A 16106-nucleotide genomic window follows, 5' to 3' on the forward strand; every position below is an offset into this window, starting at 1 on the left:
ATTACATTTCTTCTTTCAAATTACTTTTACCAATATTCATGCCAAAACCTAATGCAATCGCCGCACCTAAACAACTGAAAAGACAGCCGGCTCCCAAGAAAATGGTTGGATCTGATTGACCAATCATCACTGAAGCTATACCTCCAATTGCCGGAAAAAGGGCAACCATGTATCCACTTTTCGCCCCGCCTATCTTTTCTACAAGCTTGAGGTAAAATAGCCAAGCTCCAAAGGAAGCGAATATAGTTAAATAGAACAAAGCAGATAAATATGTAATGGATGTCGGTATAGTGACTGCTTGTCCTTGGATGAACACAATGGCCGCCAAAAGAATTCCTCCTGCTGCAAATCCAAGTACATTGGCATAGATTGGGTTCACTTTCTCCCTGGCATTTCTAGCAGAGCTTGCATCGCCCAATGCAGTGAGGATGGTACCAAGAACAGCCATCATGATGCCCTTTATATCATTGAACCCATGAATATCATGTAAACTCGGATAAATAACAATACAAACAGCCAGCACACCAATTATCCCGCCAATTAAGATACGTGAATGCAATGGTTCCTTCAAAAAAACACGAAGGGCAATGGGCGTTAAAATGACTTTCAATGAAAATATTAACGTAACCATTGCTGCTGAACTTAAGATAGTGGCGTAATAAAGGCATAAATAGCTTAAAGCAAAATTACAAATTCCAAACACAATAATGAATGGAACATCCTTTTTCTTAGGTTTTCCTTTAGGTCTAAGCATGCACAATAAAATGAAAAATAGGATGGCCGTCAAACCTAAACGATAGGTTAAAGATAATTCTAAACTCACAGGTGTACCTTGAATCTTAACGGCAATAAAATTAAGACCCCATACTAATAAACAAAATATGTACATAAAGTTAGTCATAATAACATGACCAATTTGCGATATTGCCCACTTTCTATCAGTTTATGAAACTCGTCGTAACTGCTTTTCCCATCCATAATTAAACCGCCTTCTATTAAAAATCACATATGTAATAATAAAGTAAATATTACCAATTCAAAGGGGATTGTCAATATATCAAACTACATTCCGAAAAGCCCTCCAGTTAATTTGGAGAGCTTTTCATTGGCAAACGGCTATTAGCACAAACTCGATAATTGAGTTTCGAAAACGTTCCAGTCGATTTCAGAAATCCAATAAGGAGTACAGGAAAAAACATAAAGGACCTAGTCTTATACATATTTCGGTGTGATCAGCCTACAGTTTTTTCAAGAAAACATTCCAGTCGATTTCAGAAATCCGCTCCCTTTCCGCCGACTGTCTGCCAAGCCTCCTCGGCACAAGCGCCTGTGGGGTCTCGGCTAGCCAGTTTTTCGGCAGGAGTGTCGCACATTTCTTCCATCCAATAAGGATTACAGGAAAAAAACTTAAAGGACAAGGTCTTATACATAATTCGGTGTGAGATCAGCCTATAGTTTCTTCAAGAAAACATCAGCTGCTTTCAGGAAATCCGCTCCCTTTCCGCCGACTGTCTGCCAAGCCTCCTCGGCTCAAGTACCTGTGGGGTCTCGGCTAGCCAGTTTTTCGGCAGGAGTGTCGCACATTTCTTCCATTCATTTAGGATTACTGGAAAAAAACTTAAAAACATATTTCGGTGTGAGATCAGCCTACAGTTTTTTCCAGAAAGCGTTCCAGTTCGATTTCTTCAATCCATTCCACCGGGATGCGATTCCGATTTCCTATTGTCTAAAAACTGCGGCCAACGACTATTAGCCTTTATAGCTGACTTGTCCAGTTTCAACCAATTCTTTCAGTCCCATAAACATTAAATTCCAGCCGTGTTCAGATCCATCGTGATACTCTTCAAGAGCTTTTTTGATATCGGATTGTGTCCAATTTTCTTCATGAGGAACGGTGATGTTTTGTGAAAATGTCATTTCACAGCCCTTTTGAAGTTCTTTCAGCTCAACTGTAATTGTATCTGCCGCTTCACTGAATTGCGGCATTTTAAAAGTGAACTCTAATTTATTGGGACGGTCCATTTCAAGGTACTCCCCTATCGCCCGATAATCTTTTCCATCGCGATGATCAATAATCTCCCAAGTTCCTCCCACTTGCGGATCATTTTGTGCCACTTTATTTGTCCCCTCCAATGTAAAAAGCCATTTTCTCATCATCCCGGGGTCCACCCATGCAACAAATACCCTTTCAGGCATTACATCAAAATTTCTAATCATCTTTAAAGTGGTTGTCGAGTATTTTTCCATTTTCATACTCCTTATATCATTTTTATATACTTTTCAATTCTTCTTTTGAGACAGCACGCCAACCGTGTGCTTCCAGTTTCTCCAAATAAGTTTCCATCCTGATTTCCTCGATTTCGATCGCAAGCGGGTGCAGGGATACCAGACATTCATTCGAAGCATAATTTATCGTAACCTTTACAACCTCATATCCATTATGAAATCGTGGATCGAACCCGGGATCATCGATTATATCCCCTGTAACAGGACGAATATCAGATTCAAATGTTTTCATCATTAACCTATTCTTTTCTTGTTCTTTTATTGATGTAATGAAGATCATTAAATTTACTTTCATTGCAGTCTCCTTTTCTCTATCCTTAGCGTCCTGCGACCTTGCTCCAATTGGGATAAAGCGCCTGCCCGTTTTATAAGACTTTGGAATTCACTATTTCCTTTTTCATATTTTGAAAGGAATAGATATCATTTATACCTTTATATAGTTCCCCGCTCTTGGAGAAAACTGCACTTCCATTTGGTATTGCATATATCTTTCGTTCATTTGATAGGGGAAATAATTCTCCATCTATATTATCCTCGTAATGGACCTCAACGCTAAACCCCACTAATCCTAAGCCCTTGATCACTATCGTTTCTGGATAGTCTTTATCTTTTGTGATTATGCAATCATGGCCGAAAGCTAATGAACCCGCACTATATCCAATGATTAAACCTTGAAAGTTTTTGATAATTGCGGTAAGTCCCTTTTCTTCAATTACATGGATTAACCTTACTGGCTTTCCACCTATAAAATAGAGAATATCATGTTCCATTATAGACTTTTTCATTTCTTTGCCTGAAAGGTCTTCATTTAATAATTCAATACTTACATTCTCCATGATTGAAAAAGCTTGTGTAATACTTGCCATCCAACTTTCATACCTGGAATTGTCGGTTGCAAAAGGGATTATTAAAATCTTCGCTTCAGGTTTAATCATTTTTGAAAGTTCTAGGAACACTTCACGTAATTCATTATTCGTGTGATTTCCGCCACCAATTAAACAAATTTCCATATATGTCCCCCATTTTATTTTTCTATAAAAAGGACAATACCTTTTTAGGTCACCGTTCTTCATTCCAAGTGCCATAAGAAAAAGGATTTCCTTACCCGCTAAGAAAATGCCGCCGATCATACATTTTTAAATATCGTATTGTCTTTTATATTCAAAAATCTCATCAACAGCTTGGTGATATCCACCCGATTTTTGAAAGGATTCTTTTAATTTTGAAACAGTTTTATGGAAGGTTGGGTCGTTTAACACATGATCTGCGGCCTCACGCAGCTGATTTGCAGTCAAGCTTTGCATTTGTAATGTAATACCGGCTCCGATATTGGCAACTTGCCCTGCAATCATCGGCTGATCCGCGCTTTGCGGGATGACAATTAGCGGAACTCCATAGTAGAGACCCTCATTGGTACTATTCATTCCGCCATGTGTGATAAATAATTTAGTGTATTTCAGCACGTCCGTTTGTGGAACGTATTTTTTCACAATGAAGTTTTTGGGGATCTCTCCTAATTCAATTAGCGGGGTTTGTTGACCGACCGACATGACCACCGTGTGATCGCTATTTCCAAATGCTTCAAAACAAAGCTTATAAAAATCAAGAGACCGGTTAAAAACCGTCCCAAGCGAAATGTAAAGGGGACTTTTTCCTTTGATATCAGCAAGGTCAAAGTTATCCTGCTTTATTCGTGAAGAAATGGACGGACCTACAAATTTGTAAGTTTGGTCGAATGCTTCTTTAAAAGGTTGAAACTCCCTAGTTGTATAAACGATTGAAAGTGGTGCAGGATTACAAAAAACTTCGTAAGCAGAATGGATCTCCACATCATATTTTTCCTTCACCATTGCCGTCAGTCTTTGAAATTCATCTTGTATAGGTTTACCTATTTCTGGAGTGATTTCTTTAGAAAGCTGTTCCAGCATTTTATCGAATGATGCTTTTGTCTGCGCAAAAGAAGTACAAGAATTGATTGCAGGAAGCTTAAGGATTTGGGCAAGCATACTTCCACAGCCAAACATGGAGTCATGGATGATGTAATCGAAATGCTCTCCTTTGATCTGTTCAAGCACGCTAGGTATGACGATATCTACCGTATGTAAAAGACCGTTGATTCTTTCGAGTAAATAATTTCTTCCCCCTGAGAGGAAAGCTTCTATAAATTTTTCACCGTCAATTGTTCGTACAGTAGCTCCCGTCCTCTCAATACGTTCCCGAAAAGACTCTATCGTAAAGTACACTACCTCTTCTCCACGCGAAATAAGCTCTTGCACAACTCCAATAGTTGGATTGATATGTCCTTCTGATCCAGCATTAATAAATAAAACACGTGCCATTCTACCACTCCTTAAATGATTCTGTAAGAGTATGGTCACCCTCCCATACCCTTCCAAATTCAAACAATATAAATTTATCATAGTACAATACTGGAAAATCTCAAATTCTTAATCACCCTTGTAATCTAAAATTAATATCGTTCATAAAGGTCAGCCGGATTCTTAAAGGGAAAATGAGCGCTGTATGCAGCTATCGCTTTTTTCATCAGGGTAGTATAGCTGAAAAAGGTAATCCACTCATTAATAGAGAACTTATATTTTAAAATGGATTTCTTTGGAGGGAATAATGATGGCAAAGTATTTTCCGGAAATGTTAGCTGAGCATCAAAACTTCATAAAGAAACAGCATTTGTTTTTTATTGCAACGGCACCTTTGGATGCGGCGGGGCATGTAAACCTTTCTCCAAAAGGGTATGATACCCTCCGCATCCTATCATCCACCGAAATTGCGTATTTGGATCTAACCGGGAGTGGTAACGAAACAAGCGGACATATTAATGAAAATGCCCGGATCACCTTTATGTTTTGTGCATTTGAAGGTCCGCCGATGATCTTGCGCTTATATGGTTCAGGCAAAGTGATTCTGCCTGAAACAGAAGAATGGGATCGGATGATAGGTCATTTTGAAATGATGCCCGGTGCAAGACAAATCATTTTAGCCAAAATTCATAAAGTCCAAACCTCTTGCGGATATAGTGTCCCCTTCATGACCTACTCCAGTGAACGTGAAACATTGAATCGGTCCAACATGAAAAAGGGTGAAGCTGAACTGGAAAATTATTTGCGTGAAAAGAACTCCTCCACCATTGATGGCATTCTGACACCATTAGGGAAAAAATTATCGAATGACTCTAAAACCACCTAAAATTCTGCTTGTTACGTACAAACATAATAAAGGAGTTAAAAAAGGTATGATGCAAAAAAAGGGTTGGTGGATTTTAGTTATAGTCTCGGTTGGGATTATGATTCCTTTCATGATCCCCTATCTAACTTTAAATCCTGCTAACAGCCGTGTAGATATTAATTCGCCAACACAATATTCTATACTGGTTACACATATTGGTTGCGCCTTTATTGCCTTAATAACAGGTTTTCTTCAGTTTATGGATCGTATTCGTTTGAAAAATCCAAAGGTTCATCGCTATGTGGGGAGGATTTATGTTGTCAGTGTTTTTATTAGTGGAATTCTTGCTCTTGCCGTTGTCTTCTATATAGAAAGTTTCACAAAAGCAGCAGCTTTTCTTACTCTGGCCATTCTGTGGTTATTCACATGTTGGAAGGGTTACCGTACAGCTGTTAATGGACAATTTCATGCACACCGAATATGGATGATGCGCAGTTTTGGTATAACTCTAGTAGCAGTCAGTGCACGTGTACTAGTACCCGTCCTTCTCATTACTTATTACACTTTTAATGGATTTATGCTTCCAGAAGGAAGAGATAAGATGATCGAGGAAGTATTGAATGTGAACATTTGGGCAGGACTCGTTCTCAACTTTGTCATAGTGGAGTGGATGATCCTTAATAAAAAAACGGGTAGAGAAATCAGCTAATTGACTTGTTTAGCGAAGATTCTTTGTAACTAAAAAAGTAACTATTCGCCGCTAAGAATAGTTACTTCAAATGAACCGGATGGGAATAAATAGGACAGGAGAGAGTTGTCCTATCTACTTTCATTATATGGAGTAACGATTACAAGGTGAATAAATTATCTGTTAGAAAAACAGTTTGAAGAAACTTTGCTTAACCTGCCCCTTTAGTTCGATAAGAAAAGGAGCTGCAAAAGCAACTCCTTTAGATGCGAGAAACATTCTTTTAAACTGTTACGAGTTTATATAACTTCAGACGAAATACGCGACTTTTTCCGACTATGCTTGAATTAAAGCGTGACAATGATCGGTCCATTTTTAGTAAGGATAATCGTATGTTCCACTTGAGCTACATAGCTTTTTTCAGTAGCATAGGTCCAACCGTCTTCTTTTTGGAATACTTCTTCTTCAAAGGTTGAGATGAATGGTTCGAATGCGATAACCATCCCTTCCTTTAATATTTCATTATCCCATGGATCATAATAATTACAAATATGGTCAGGTGCTTCGTGTATTCTACGTCCAACACCATGTCCTGTAAGGTTTTTGATAACCGTGAATCCATGCTGTCTCGCTGTTTCGAACACCGCTTTTCCGATTCTGCTTTTTTTGGAACCGGGTTTTGCTTTCTTAAGACCCGCTTCAAATGCCTTTTTGGCGACGTCGCATAATTTCGTTAATACTTCTTCTCCTTCGCCTACTACAAATGAGATTCCTGTATCTGCGAAATAACCGTTCTTTGAAGCGGATACATCTATGTTTACTATATCCCCTTCACGAATAACCCGATCAGCCGGAATGCCATGTGCCACTTCATCATTTAGGCTTATGCAAGTATAGCCAGGAAAATCATATTCACCTTTTGGAGCTGAAACTGCACCCGCTTTTTCTAAACGTTCCCCGGCTATATCATCAAGTTCTTTGGTCGTTATGCCCGGAATTGTTCTTTGTACCAATTCATCTCTAATGGAGGCAATAATTTTGCCAATTTCCTTCAAACCATTAAAATCATCTTCTGTTTTTGCAATCATTTTTTTCTACCTCATTATCTTTTATCATCAATAAACTATATAAGCATTCATTATACCCTTTATTTTAGCGAAAAATAAAAGCAATGTACATAATTGGGTACGATGCCCCTCAGCTTGAATTTTTCTTCAATCAGGAAAAAGACAACAACATTTGCAGCAGTACTTTATTTTATCCTATAATGATGCGCTCTTTGGGATAGTGATACGCATGTTTTAATGGTTTGCCCCCCATACTGAATAAGAAGGTAACCATCCCGATTTTCCCTATAAACATTAAAGTCATGATTACGACCTTCCCGGCAGTACTCAAATCCGGTGTAATGCCAAGCGAAAGGCCTACAGTGCCAAAAGCAGGGGCGCCAATAGCCCCTTCTGGTATTTTTCCCCATTCATGTACTTTTCCAAATGGGACACCGAGTCCTTTGAGTTTTCTCACTCTCGTTCTTGGCAACTTCCATTGTTTCCATAAGCTCTGATTAACACGAAAATACTAGATTAAAGCATGAACCCCCAACAGGCATTTAGTAAATCCAGGTTTAAGTATTGGAGGAGTTGAATGAGATTATGGTCATGTTAATGCCATTCTTATCGAAGATCAAGGCTTCTTTTTTCGGAGGTGTTGATCCCAAGACGGATGGAGCTGCTATGGACTGGTAAGCAAATGTAAAATAATATGTTAGATTTCCTTACATTAGTAGTGACAAAGGGCAATAATATTTATATGATTAATTCAAGAACTAGAAGCAGCAGGTGAGTATGGATGAATTCTTCTTTTAAAAAGCAGCTGTCGCAGTTATATAATGACATCAACCAAGAAATTTATAGTGCGGGAGTTAGTAAGCAAACAATTGACATCCAGGATAATCGCATTGTCATTTTTGCGCAGACGAAGCGCTCGCCTTTAATCTCAGTATTAAGTGAAAGGTATTCTGAGCTGACCTTATCCGTCGATGGGGCTTTAGCCATGGAATATAAAATTCGATTAAAAGAAAACTTTGAGAAGCGATTTGGAATGAAGGTCAAGACCATATTTAAGGATTACGATTTTACAAGTGAGCATGCTTGTACGGTGATTTACCTAGAACAATCACTTGGTATCTAACCAACCTTATTATTGGAGAAATTTTGATTTATCATTTTTTCTTCACGGACTTGTTTCAAGGATTCAGGAGCTTAAATTTCGTTATACGTGGTTTAGGAGCCGTAGATATAGGAGGAGACACCTTCTATTTCTGCGGCTTTTTTTATAAAGAAAATTAAGGGGGAATAAAGGTGAATTCAAAAGTATTCTCGTTAGGATTCCAGCACGTCATGGCGATGTATGCTGGGGCGATTCTTGTTCCATTGCTTGTTGGGAGGGCATTAAACCTTACTCCGGAGCAATTGGCTTACTTGGTCGCCATTGACTTATTAACCTGCGGTATCGCTACCTTACTGCAAGCGTGGAAAAACAAATATTTTGGAATTGGTTTACCCGTTGTATTGGGTGCTTCGTTTGTTGCCCTGTCGCCGATGATCGCTATCGGATCACAATATGGTATTCCTGCCATTTACGGATCTATTATAGTAGCAGGACTCTTCATTTTTTTATTTGCTCGCTATCTTGGAAAACTCGTAAAGTTCTTTCCACTTGTTGTCACGGGAACTGTCGTCGTGATCATTGGACTATCGTTAATTCCATCGGGAATTAGAAATATGGCTGGCGGAGCAGGGAATCCGGACTTCGGTAGCTTAGATAACTTGATGTTGTCCATGGGTGTCATCGCTATTATTCTTATTATCAACCGTTTCTTTAAAGGGTATGTCCGCTCTCTTTCGGTGCTCTTAGGGATTTTCGCAGGTACAGCACTAGCTGCGATGATGGGGAAAGTTGATTTCCATGAGGTTTTAGAAGCTTCATGGTTCCGTATTCCTCAACCGTTCTATTTCGGTGCCCCATCCTTCGAGATCGCTCCGACACTGACGATGTTAATTGTAGGATTAGTCATTGTAGTTGAATCAACAGGTGTATTTTTTGCCTTAGGGGAAATTTGTGATCGTCCTGTTACACAAGATGATCTCACTCGAGGATATCGAGCAGAAGGCTTGGCTATCACCTTAGGAGGGATCTTTAATGCCTTTCCCTACAACACCTTTGCGCAAAATATAGGGTTGGTTCAACTATCTCAAAACAAATCAACGAACGTTGTGGTTGCAGCAGGTAGTATCCTAGTATTTCTTGGTTTAATTCCTAAAATTGCGGCCCTTGCTACCATTATTCCTGCCCCCGTACTTGGCGGTGCTACGGTTGTGTTGTTTGGTATGGTCGTGTCTTCAGGAATTAAAATGCTAGGTTCAGTAGATTACAACAATCAACATAATGCACTTATTATTGCTTGCTCAATTTCGTTAGGACTAGGATCAACCGTCGTACCTGAGTTATTTAGTCAATTGCCTCCATCCCTTCGAATCATCGTTAGCGATGGAGTGATTACCGGAAGCCTAACTGCTATCTTTATGAACCTATTTTTTAATTTCCGTACTGTTCTAGCTCCAGCATCCCTCCAGCATGAGGAAGCTAACGAAGCACATGTTTAATGAAAAAAAGATAAAGGGGTTATGATACATGCAACTTTGAATGCATTAAATGAAATTCCATTGTCTGAGTTTGTGGAAAAGTTAAAGGACATATTTGAACACTCTCCTTGGGTAGCCCAAAGGGCAGGGGAGTTTCGTCCTTTTAGTTCCTGTGAGTCGCTTTAGGAGAGGATGGTCAACGTTGTCCAAACAGCGAGTGAGGAAGAAAAGTTGAACTTAATTCAGGCCCACCCCCATTTAGGAACACGAAAAACGATGAGTTCATTTTCCCAGAGTGAACTAAAAACTGCTGGATTGAGTCAGCTATCAGAAGCAGAATATAAGCTTTTTCTGGATAATTTTCCCTTCATTTTAACTGTTCGTGGAATAAACAAAGATGAAATTCTTCAAGCGATGGAGGACCGATTGAAAAATTCAAAGGAACATGTTATTCACCACTTCTCCCTTTAAATAATTTCCATCATACGGAATTGTTTGCTTCTTCGCAGAATAACTAACGCCTAGTAACCGTCCTCCTTAATCTGTTCGGCCCTTCCTTATCTTCTCGAGTAGACAAGTACAATATGGTCTACATTGTTATTACTTAAATGTTCGTGTAATGGAGTGCAATAAAACGAGTTTGTGGCAGCTTTATCAAATATGATAGCAGTTGATGGTACCTTAATATCCCTGTGTATCTGGAATCCAGGTCCTTCACCATGTGAAACATCTAAATCTCTTATAAAAACAACAGGGATATCTTCATTTATCGCTTTTTCAATGACAGTATTAATGTTAGTAACGATTTTTTCTTTTTCAAAGACTCCTTGTTCTTCCTTATTACCTTCTACTAATTCCTGTTGTGCATCGATTATCAGTAATGTTTGTTTCAATACTTCCCCCCTAAAGTTATTGGCAGCTAGACTTTTCATGTTTTTCATTGAAGCAATTCTTACTAAGCTCTTTATATTTTCGTCAATGATTTACCAATACCTTCTTGAACGATCCTGCCCCTTCTCCATAAGAAAAAGCTGCCTTATAGACAGCTCTGATCTTCACAAAGGTACTTGTTAGCTGAAAAAGCCGGTTACTTTCCAGAGTTCTCATCAACCGGTTTTCGTTTATGTTTTTCATTAATGATCTTTTTATTAAATATCTTAACTTCTCCAACCATTAGTAACCTCATATCCTCTACAATATACTTGGCTAACTCTTGGTCAGTGATGCCATCTCCATCAATATCAAGGCGGAATTCCTGCCCTTGAAGCCCACCGCCATTAGTAAACTTGATTTCAAAGTCAAATTGAACTCTTTTTTCCATTTGAAACCTCCTCATATATTGATTGATACTGGAATTGCATTGATATATAAACCTTTTGGCGACACAGGGTTTTTACACCTTTCACATTTCCCACTATACATATTCCAAACAAAAAAACCATTCCCTTCTTCAACTAACTGCCCCGATCATTTCATAAATAAAAAGAGCTGCCAATTTCAATAATAGATTCATTAGAAAAACTTGGAATTTTAGTTGTTGTATATTAAGATAGTAAATGGTTAATATTTTCCATTATATAGGAGGAGACATATGAAAAAGAGAATTCTACATACGGTACTTTCGATTGCTGTAGGAGCAGGGATACTTTCCGTTGGTGATGTTCCTGCCCAAGCAAAGAGTCAAAATCAGGAGCTGAATGACTCATACGCAATAGCCTTTAAAGGTGGTTTACCAGAGAATTATCAAGAGGTAATACGGAAAGCCGGTGGTAAAATAACCAAAGTCCTTCCCGAGGTTGGCGGAATAGAAGCTCAATCTGACGAGCCTTCTTTTCTTAAAAACTTAAAAGCTCATTCTTCAATAGAAGCTGCTAACAGAGAAATTCCCCTAACCTTAGACAAAACAGCAGTCAGCCCTTATAACTATGGATCCAGTATCATCAGCCAGCAAAATTCTGATAGTTATTGGGACTCCCAATGGGATATACAAAGGGTGACCAACGACGGGAAATCATATGATTTAGAAACAGGCGGATATAAAAATAAAGATGGAAGCATGACTCATAAAGCAGTGGTGGGAGTGATTGATACCGGAATTGATGAGTCTCATCCTGACTTAAAGAATAATAATTTAGGCGGACGTAACCTTGTTCCTGCTGGAATGGATGAATCTGAAACAGGTGATCCCACTGATATTAAAGATCGCAATGGGCATGGCACTCACGTTGCCGGGATCATTGGCGCAAATGGTAAAGTAAAGGGTGTAGGACCGGATTTAGGAATCAGATCCTATCGCGCATTATACTCAGAGCAAGCCCTTGGATTACCAACTTGGATTATAGATGGAATCATTGCAGCAACAAATGACAAGGTAGATGTTATTAATATGTCTCTACGTTTCTATAATAATAACAAAATGACAATTGAGGGAGAAAGTTATAAATCGATCGCTGAAACGTTACTTTGGAAGAGAGCCATTCAATATGCAGTAAAGAATGGAGTAACTGTAGTGGCCGGAAGTGGTAATGAAAGTTTAAATTTAGATGATAAGAAGGGAGTTAACGAATTTTTAAATAAATTGTATGAACCATATGGTATGAGCGTGAAAGGGCCTGCAACCGTGGTACCGGCACAGCTGCCAGGAGTCATTAATGTGTCTGCCTCCACAAAATGGTCAACTCAACAGCTTGCTTTCTACTCTAATTATGGAAACAGTGCCATTGACGTGGCAGCTCCCGGAGGGGATTTCGGGCCTGAATATGCAGAAACCAATGACCCTGCGGCGGCTGATCCAAGTAACTTAATCCTTAGTACTTGGCCTACCTATTTAGGTACTTCCTATGAGTTTAATGCTGGTACTTCCATGGCCACACCTCAAGTAGCTGGAATTGCAGGGGTTATTAAGGCAGCTCATCCGGAGTATAAACCAGCCCAAGTAACGGCTCGCATTAAGCAAACCACTCTTGACTATGGAAAGAAAGGACAAGATGCTTTATTTGGTTCAGGAGAAGCAAATGCATATAGAGCATTAGAAAATATAAAGAAGTAGCTTATTTAAAAGTACAAGGAAAGAATCTTAATCAGAATCTGTAACCCAAACAGCAATTGGGAAAAATATATCCATAACAAAAAAGGCTATTTGCCCGAAATATAAAAAACGGAAACACATAAAATGCGTGAGGCCATATTCTAATTAACACAACTCACCAGTTAAAATTCATCCCCTGCTTAATTGCAGGGATTTTTTGTTTTATCGCTTAATTACAATTTCTAGTCCAAGTAAAAAAACATTTTCCAATGGAATTATCCTGCCCTTTATTTTCATAAGTAATGGCAGCCGGTTAGCCTCACCTTTTTATGAGTTTGGCAATCTTGAAAATTCCAAAACCGCAAAGAATTATGAGACCCATTATAATAATTGGTATCAAAATATTAAATGACATTGAATCATCTCCCTTTAATTATGTAAGTCATTATTATATCCATATAATACCAAATCAAAAAAACATCTACTTATTGAGCTAACGGTACACAAACCTTTTTTTAATTCTATAAAAAAAGGAACTGCTTTCACAGTTCCCTTTTTTATTTTCCCGAGAACAACTAGAGCCAGTCTGCACTTTCATCAGCAAACCTCTGGAAGTCATTCATAAAAACACTTGCATGATAACCATCACAAACTGCATGATGAATTTGCAACGAAACAGGCAAGAACCATTCATCTTTTATTTGCGAATATTTCCCCCCGGTTATAATGGGTAAGAGAAAATCGCCGCCATTATTAATATTTAAATTAAATGCTGTAAAAGAACTCCAAGGGATCATGGATATCGGAATATGATTATCTGGTATTGGGGTCTTTGGAAATAAACTACCCGTACCATTGTATTCTTCTACATCTTTTTCATACTGGGAATGGAATTCAGAAAACCTACTTGCATTTGGTGACCAGATGCTAGAAAATGTGTATGTCTTCTTATCGAAAATTGTATAAGAAGGCAAAACTTCTGACCAATAACCTAAATTCCCTTCTTGGTTAAAGCTGGTTCTAAATTCTCGATGGGAATTAACTATTTTTGTAACCATGAAAATAAACGCGGGATATAACTTATAATTTTTCTTCTTTAAGTTTTCCATAAGAACAGTAATATTCATTTCATTCGTTATACTGAATGTTGTTTGTTGTTGTAAATAGTGTTCAAAGTACTCTTTTCGAACCCAATTTTCACGATTAATCATATTGAATTTCATATACAACGCCTCCTAAAGTGTTTTATTTGATTTAGGAGGCTATTTCCTCTGCTTTTTTCATGACAGTCATCCTTTTGTAAACGAATTTATACCCCTACATTATCAAATATTCCCAGACTAAAATCAACTTACAGAAATTACTTTCTTTAACGATCCTGCCCCGTTAGCCATCCATGCAGCGCAAAATCGGTGCTGCACCACAGAGAATGAAAATGGGGTTCGGGGTCAATTATGTTTAATGGCTGGCGAAGAAGGTCGTTGAACTATGGTACCTTTGAGCCCATCCGTTAGTCTGACTCCGACGACCACGGTGTACCACCGACTGTCGCGCCCTTTATGGGTAGCACTCATGGGAGATTAATCCTTTTTTGGTCGTCGCGCTAGCCTCTACTTAATTGGCTATAATTGGAGGTTTTTGTTTAACGATTTACCAAACTCAATCAGATCACTCATAAGGCCCAGCCCTTTTTTAAAAAGCGTTTTTACTGGATCTGTTGTGGCTTTTTCTGGCCGCCAATTGCGGCCCTCTATGGCGCTAAAGCACCCTTTAGTTTAAGTACAATAATTAACAGACTTAAACTAATTTCTTCTTTTTTGATAAAAGAAGCTGCCGATTAGCAGCTAAATTCACTGCAACTCCCTTCAAGTTAGACACCGAAGAAGAACGAAAAAACACCTAATATAATAAGAACTATTAGTAAGTTATTAAAAGAATTATTTTTTAAATAATAATACGTATTTTCCTTATACTTGCGCATATTAAAAACAATAATATTGAAAGCGAGATGGATACGTATTGTCTAAACAAGGGATGCAAAACAAGGATCAAACGAGAAAGCAAATCGAGAAACAGGATAAAAGAAATGATGTTGAACTAGGTAATGAATTTCAAATTGGAAACACAAGTTCACAGAGCTCAAAAAAAAGTGGACGTCAAGTAAATAAAAAATGACCCCGATCTTTCGGGGTTATTTTTTCGATTTATAAACTTTTTTAGATGTTACATTTCTATTGGAGAATGACAACAATGTCATATATTTTTACACTCCAAAAATATAAAACCCTGTCCTAAAATTAGGACAGGGTTAACTTAAAGTTGTTTAAGATGAACACACTTCCTCCAACTTAAAAACATTACAATAAAACTATCTCACATAAAATTACTGCTGCACTATCTGAATAAGGTTGCCGCATGTATCATCGAAGACCGCTATAGTGCTTTCTCCCATTTTTGTCGGCTCCATCGTAAACTTCACGCCGTTTTCCAATAGCCGTTTGTACTCATTATGAATATCTGCAACGCCAAACATTGTTGCTGGGATGCCTTCGGCTACTATCTTCTTTTGATATTCCTTTGCGGCAGGATGCTCATTCGGTTCGAGTAAAAGCTCGGTACCGTCATGATCATCGGGAGAAACAAGCGTAATCCACCTGAATTTCCCCATGGGAATGTCATGTTTTTTTACAAATCCCAGCTTTTCTGAATAAAATTCCAGTGCCTTGTCTTGGTCTTGTACGAATAAACTGGTAACAATGATTTTCATAATCTTTTGCCTCCTTTAATATTTACCACGCTGGTGCTCTGCAAACAATCTGGTTCCAAGCCGAAAAACCCACACATTCTTCAGAAGTCCTGTTTCGATTTTATAAAATTACTCTATCCATCCTTTCAACAAGTCTTTAAGTGGTTCGTTGTTGAATATTAGTACTCGATATTTTCCCTTTCGTTTTGATTTTACGAGTCCTGCATCTTCCAATGCAGCTAGATGTTTAGCGATTGCCTGTCGCGAAATGGCAAGGTCGTGCTTTGTAATGAGACGTACCGTAAGTTCATACAACGTCAGCTCGTTGCGTTCAGATAGTTCGTCCAATATCAGCCGCCGAGTCGAATCGCCGAGTGCTTTGAATATAGCGTCTTTATCCCACATACATCAATTATAAGCAACTCTATGGTTGCATGTCAATAAGTATAAGCAACTGTATGGTTGCTTGTCAATGGCACCTATTCCTGAACGGGATCTCCAATAATTGCAGATAATTTAAGTATTGGTTTT

At 38.4% G+C, this 16106-nt stretch carries 16 protein-coding genes and 2 pseudogenes; 6 read left to right on the forward strand and 12 right to left on the reverse strand.

Annotated features, from left to right (window positions below):
• Position 1: 1 nt before the first annotated feature.
• The 5 genes from AC3WLU_RS05865 to AC3WLU_RS05885 form a co-directional block, all read right to left on the reverse strand.
• Positions 2 to 901 carry a DMT family transporter gene (locus AC3WLU_RS05865; protein WP_492596969.1) on the reverse strand — a complete coding sequence of 300 codons (900 nt, stop codon included), beginning with the start codon at positions 899 to 901 and terminating at the stop codon, positions 2 to 4.
• An 848-nt stretch (positions 902 to 1749) separates the two neighbouring features.
• Entirely contained in the window at positions 1750 to 2247 is a 498-nt protein-coding gene (locus AC3WLU_RS05870) for an SRPBCC family protein (RefSeq protein ID WP_492596970.1), read from the reverse strand.
• A 22-nt stretch (positions 2248 to 2269) separates the two neighbouring features.
• Positions 2270 to 2581 carry a hypothetical protein gene (locus tag AC3WLU_RS05875; protein WP_367235024.1) on the reverse strand — a complete coding sequence of 104 codons (312 nt, stop codon included), beginning with the start codon at positions 2579 to 2581 and terminating at the stop codon, positions 2270 to 2272.
• A 70-nt stretch (positions 2582 to 2651) separates the two neighbouring features.
• Entirely contained in the window at positions 2652 to 3371 is a 720-nt protein-coding gene (locus AC3WLU_RS05880) for a Type 1 glutamine amidotransferase-like domain-containing protein (protein ID WP_492596971.1), read from the reverse strand.
• Between the two features lie 51 nt (positions 3372 to 3422).
• Positions 3423 to 4625, reverse strand: coding sequence for a macrolide family glycosyltransferase (locus AC3WLU_RS05885; RefSeq protein WP_492596972.1), 1203 nt, complete (start codon positions 4623 to 4625; stop codon positions 3423 to 3425).
• A gap of 289 nt (positions 4626 to 4914) precedes the next feature.
• On the opposite strand from AC3WLU_RS05885, the gene AC3WLU_RS05890 reads away from it, so the two are divergent.
• Both AC3WLU_RS05890 and AC3WLU_RS05895 read left to right on the forward strand, forming a co-directional pair.
• Positions 4915 to 5490, forward strand: coding sequence for a pyridoxamine 5'-phosphate oxidase family protein (locus tag AC3WLU_RS05890; protein ID WP_230135404.1), 576 nt, complete (start codon positions 4915 to 4917; stop codon positions 5488 to 5490).
• A gap of 46 nt (positions 5491 to 5536) precedes the next feature.
• Entirely contained in the window at positions 5537 to 6178 is a 642-nt protein-coding gene (locus AC3WLU_RS05895; protein WP_492596973.1) for a DUF2306 domain-containing protein, read from the forward strand.
• Positions 6179 to 6504: 326 nt separating this feature from the next.
• Here AC3WLU_RS05895 and map read toward each other — a convergent pair whose 3' ends face one another.
• Positions 6505 to 7245: a type I methionyl aminopeptidase gene (gene map, locus AC3WLU_RS05900; protein ID WP_492596974.1), complete on the reverse strand. Its 741-nt coding sequence runs from the start codon at positions 7243 to 7245 to the stop codon at positions 6505 to 6507.
• 169 nt (positions 7246 to 7414) lie between these two features.
• Positions 7415 to 7597: pseudogene (locus AC3WLU_RS05905) on the reverse strand (potassium transporter TrkG); the annotation flags it as partial.
• A 408-nt stretch (positions 7598 to 8005) separates the two neighbouring features.
• On the opposite strand from AC3WLU_RS05905, the gene AC3WLU_RS05910 reads away from it, so the two are divergent.
• The 3 genes and pseudogenes from AC3WLU_RS05910 (at position 8006) to uraD (ending at position 10272) form a co-directional block, all read left to right on the forward strand.
• Positions 8006 to 8347: a DUF2294 domain-containing protein gene (locus AC3WLU_RS05910; RefSeq protein WP_400448839.1), complete on the forward strand. Its 342-nt coding sequence runs from the start codon at positions 8006 to 8008 to the stop codon at positions 8345 to 8347.
• Positions 8348 to 8556: 209 nt separating this feature from the next.
• Entirely contained in the window at positions 8557 to 9822 is a 1266-nt protein-coding gene (locus AC3WLU_RS05915) for a nucleobase:cation symporter-2 family protein (protein WP_492596998.1), read from the forward strand.
• A gap of 21 nt (positions 9823 to 9843) precedes the next feature.
• A pseudogene (gene uraD / locus AC3WLU_RS05920) lies at positions 9844 to 10272 on the forward strand (2-oxo-4-hydroxy-4-carboxy-5-ureidoimidazoline decarboxylase).
• A gap of 86 nt (positions 10273 to 10358) precedes the next feature.
• On the opposite strand, the gene AC3WLU_RS05925 reads toward uraD, so the two are convergent.
• Both AC3WLU_RS05925 and AC3WLU_RS05930 read right to left on the reverse strand, forming a co-directional pair.
• Complete coding sequence (locus tag AC3WLU_RS05925) at positions 10359 to 10694, reverse strand: isochorismatase family protein (protein WP_492596975.1); 336 nt, start codon at positions 10692 to 10694, stop codon at positions 10359 to 10361.
• A 194-nt stretch (positions 10695 to 10888) separates the two neighbouring features.
• Entirely contained in the window at positions 10889 to 11122 is a 234-nt protein-coding gene (locus AC3WLU_RS05930) for a cyclase (protein WP_492596976.1), read from the reverse strand.
• A 270-nt stretch (positions 11123 to 11392) separates the two neighbouring features.
• On the opposite strand from AC3WLU_RS05930, the gene AC3WLU_RS05935 reads away from it, so the two are divergent.
• Entirely contained in the window at positions 11393 to 12850 is a 1458-nt protein-coding gene (locus AC3WLU_RS05935; protein WP_492596977.1) for a S8 family serine peptidase, read from the forward strand.
• A 554-nt stretch (positions 12851 to 13404) separates the two neighbouring features.
• On the opposite strand, the gene catA is transcribed toward AC3WLU_RS05935, so the two are convergent.
• The 3 genes from catA to AC3WLU_RS05950 form a co-directional block, all read right to left on the reverse strand.
• Positions 13405 to 14052, reverse strand: a complete 648-nt coding sequence (catA, locus tag AC3WLU_RS05940; RefSeq protein ID WP_411739024.1) for a type A chloramphenicol O-acetyltransferase — start codon at positions 14050 to 14052, stop codon at positions 13405 to 13407.
• Positions 14053 to 15212: 1160 nt separating this feature from the next.
• Positions 15213 to 15596 (reverse strand): VOC family protein, encoded by a 384-nt coding sequence (locus tag AC3WLU_RS05945; RefSeq protein WP_098866331.1) that lies wholly within the window; start codon positions 15594 to 15596, stop codon positions 15213 to 15215.
• A gap of 108 nt (positions 15597 to 15704) precedes the next feature.
• Positions 15705 to 15980 carry an ArsR/SmtB family transcription factor gene (locus tag AC3WLU_RS05950; RefSeq protein WP_336059700.1) on the reverse strand — a complete coding sequence of 92 codons (276 nt, stop codon included), beginning with the start codon at positions 15978 to 15980 and terminating at the stop codon, positions 15705 to 15707.
• Between the last annotated feature and the right edge of the window lie 126 nt (positions 15981 to 16106).

Source organism: Peribacillus sp. FW305-BF15 (genome assembly GCF_058783805.1).

Bases quoted from the DNA above. Each gene is read 5' to 3' on its own strand.
- AC3WLU_RS05865 (WP_492596969.1), bottom strand. From the start codon at position 901: ATGACTAACTTTATGTACATATTTTGTTTATTAGTATGGGGTCTTAAT.
- AC3WLU_RS05870 (WP_492596970.1), bottom strand. From the start codon at position 2,247: ATGGAAAAATACTCGACAACCACTTTAAAGATGATTAGAAATTTTGAT.
- AC3WLU_RS05875 (WP_367235024.1), bottom strand. From the start codon at position 2,581: ATGAAAGTAAATTTAATGATCTTCATTACATCAATAAAAGAACAAGAA.
- AC3WLU_RS05880 (WP_492596971.1), bottom strand. From the start codon at position 3,371: ATGGCACTTGGAATGAAGAACGGTGACCTAAAAAGGTATTGTCCTTTT.
- AC3WLU_RS05885 (WP_492596972.1), bottom strand. From the start codon at position 4,625: ATGGCACGTGTTTTATTTATTAATGCTGGATCAGAAGGACATATCAAT.
- AC3WLU_RS05890 (WP_230135404.1), top strand. From the start codon at position 4,915: ATGGCAAAGTATTTTCCGGAAATGTTAGCTGAGCATCAAAACTTCATA.
- AC3WLU_RS05895 (WP_492596973.1), top strand. From the start codon at position 5,537: ATGATGCAAAAAAAGGGTTGGTGGATTTTAGTTATAGTCTCGGTTGGG.
- map (WP_492596974.1), bottom strand. From the start codon at position 7,245: ATGATTGCAAAAACAGAAGATGATTTTAATGGTTTGAAGGAAATTGGC.
- AC3WLU_RS05910 (WP_400448839.1), top strand. From the start codon at position 8,006: ATGAATTCTTCTTTTAAAAAGCAGCTGTCGCAGTTATATAATGACATC.
- AC3WLU_RS05915 (WP_492596998.1), top strand. From the start codon at position 8,557: ATGGCGATGTATGCTGGGGCGATTCTTGTTCCATTGCTTGTTGGGAGG.
- AC3WLU_RS05930 (WP_492596976.1), bottom strand. From the start codon at position 11,122: ATGGAAAAAAGAGTTCAATTTGACTTTGAAATCAAGTTTACTAATGGC.
- AC3WLU_RS05935 (WP_492596977.1), top strand. From the start codon at position 11,393: ATGAAAAAGAGAATTCTACATACGGTACTTTCGATTGCTGTAGGAGCA.
- catA (WP_411739024.1), bottom strand. From the start codon at position 14,052: ATGAAATTCAATATGATTAATCGTGAAAATTGGGTTCGAAAAGAGTAC.
- AC3WLU_RS05945 (WP_098866331.1), bottom strand. From the start codon at position 15,596: ATGAAAATCATTGTTACCAGTTTATTCGTACAAGACCAAGACAAGGCA.
- AC3WLU_RS05950 (WP_336059700.1), bottom strand. From the start codon at position 15,980: ATGTGGGATAAAGACGCTATATTCAAAGCACTCGGCGATTCGACTCGG.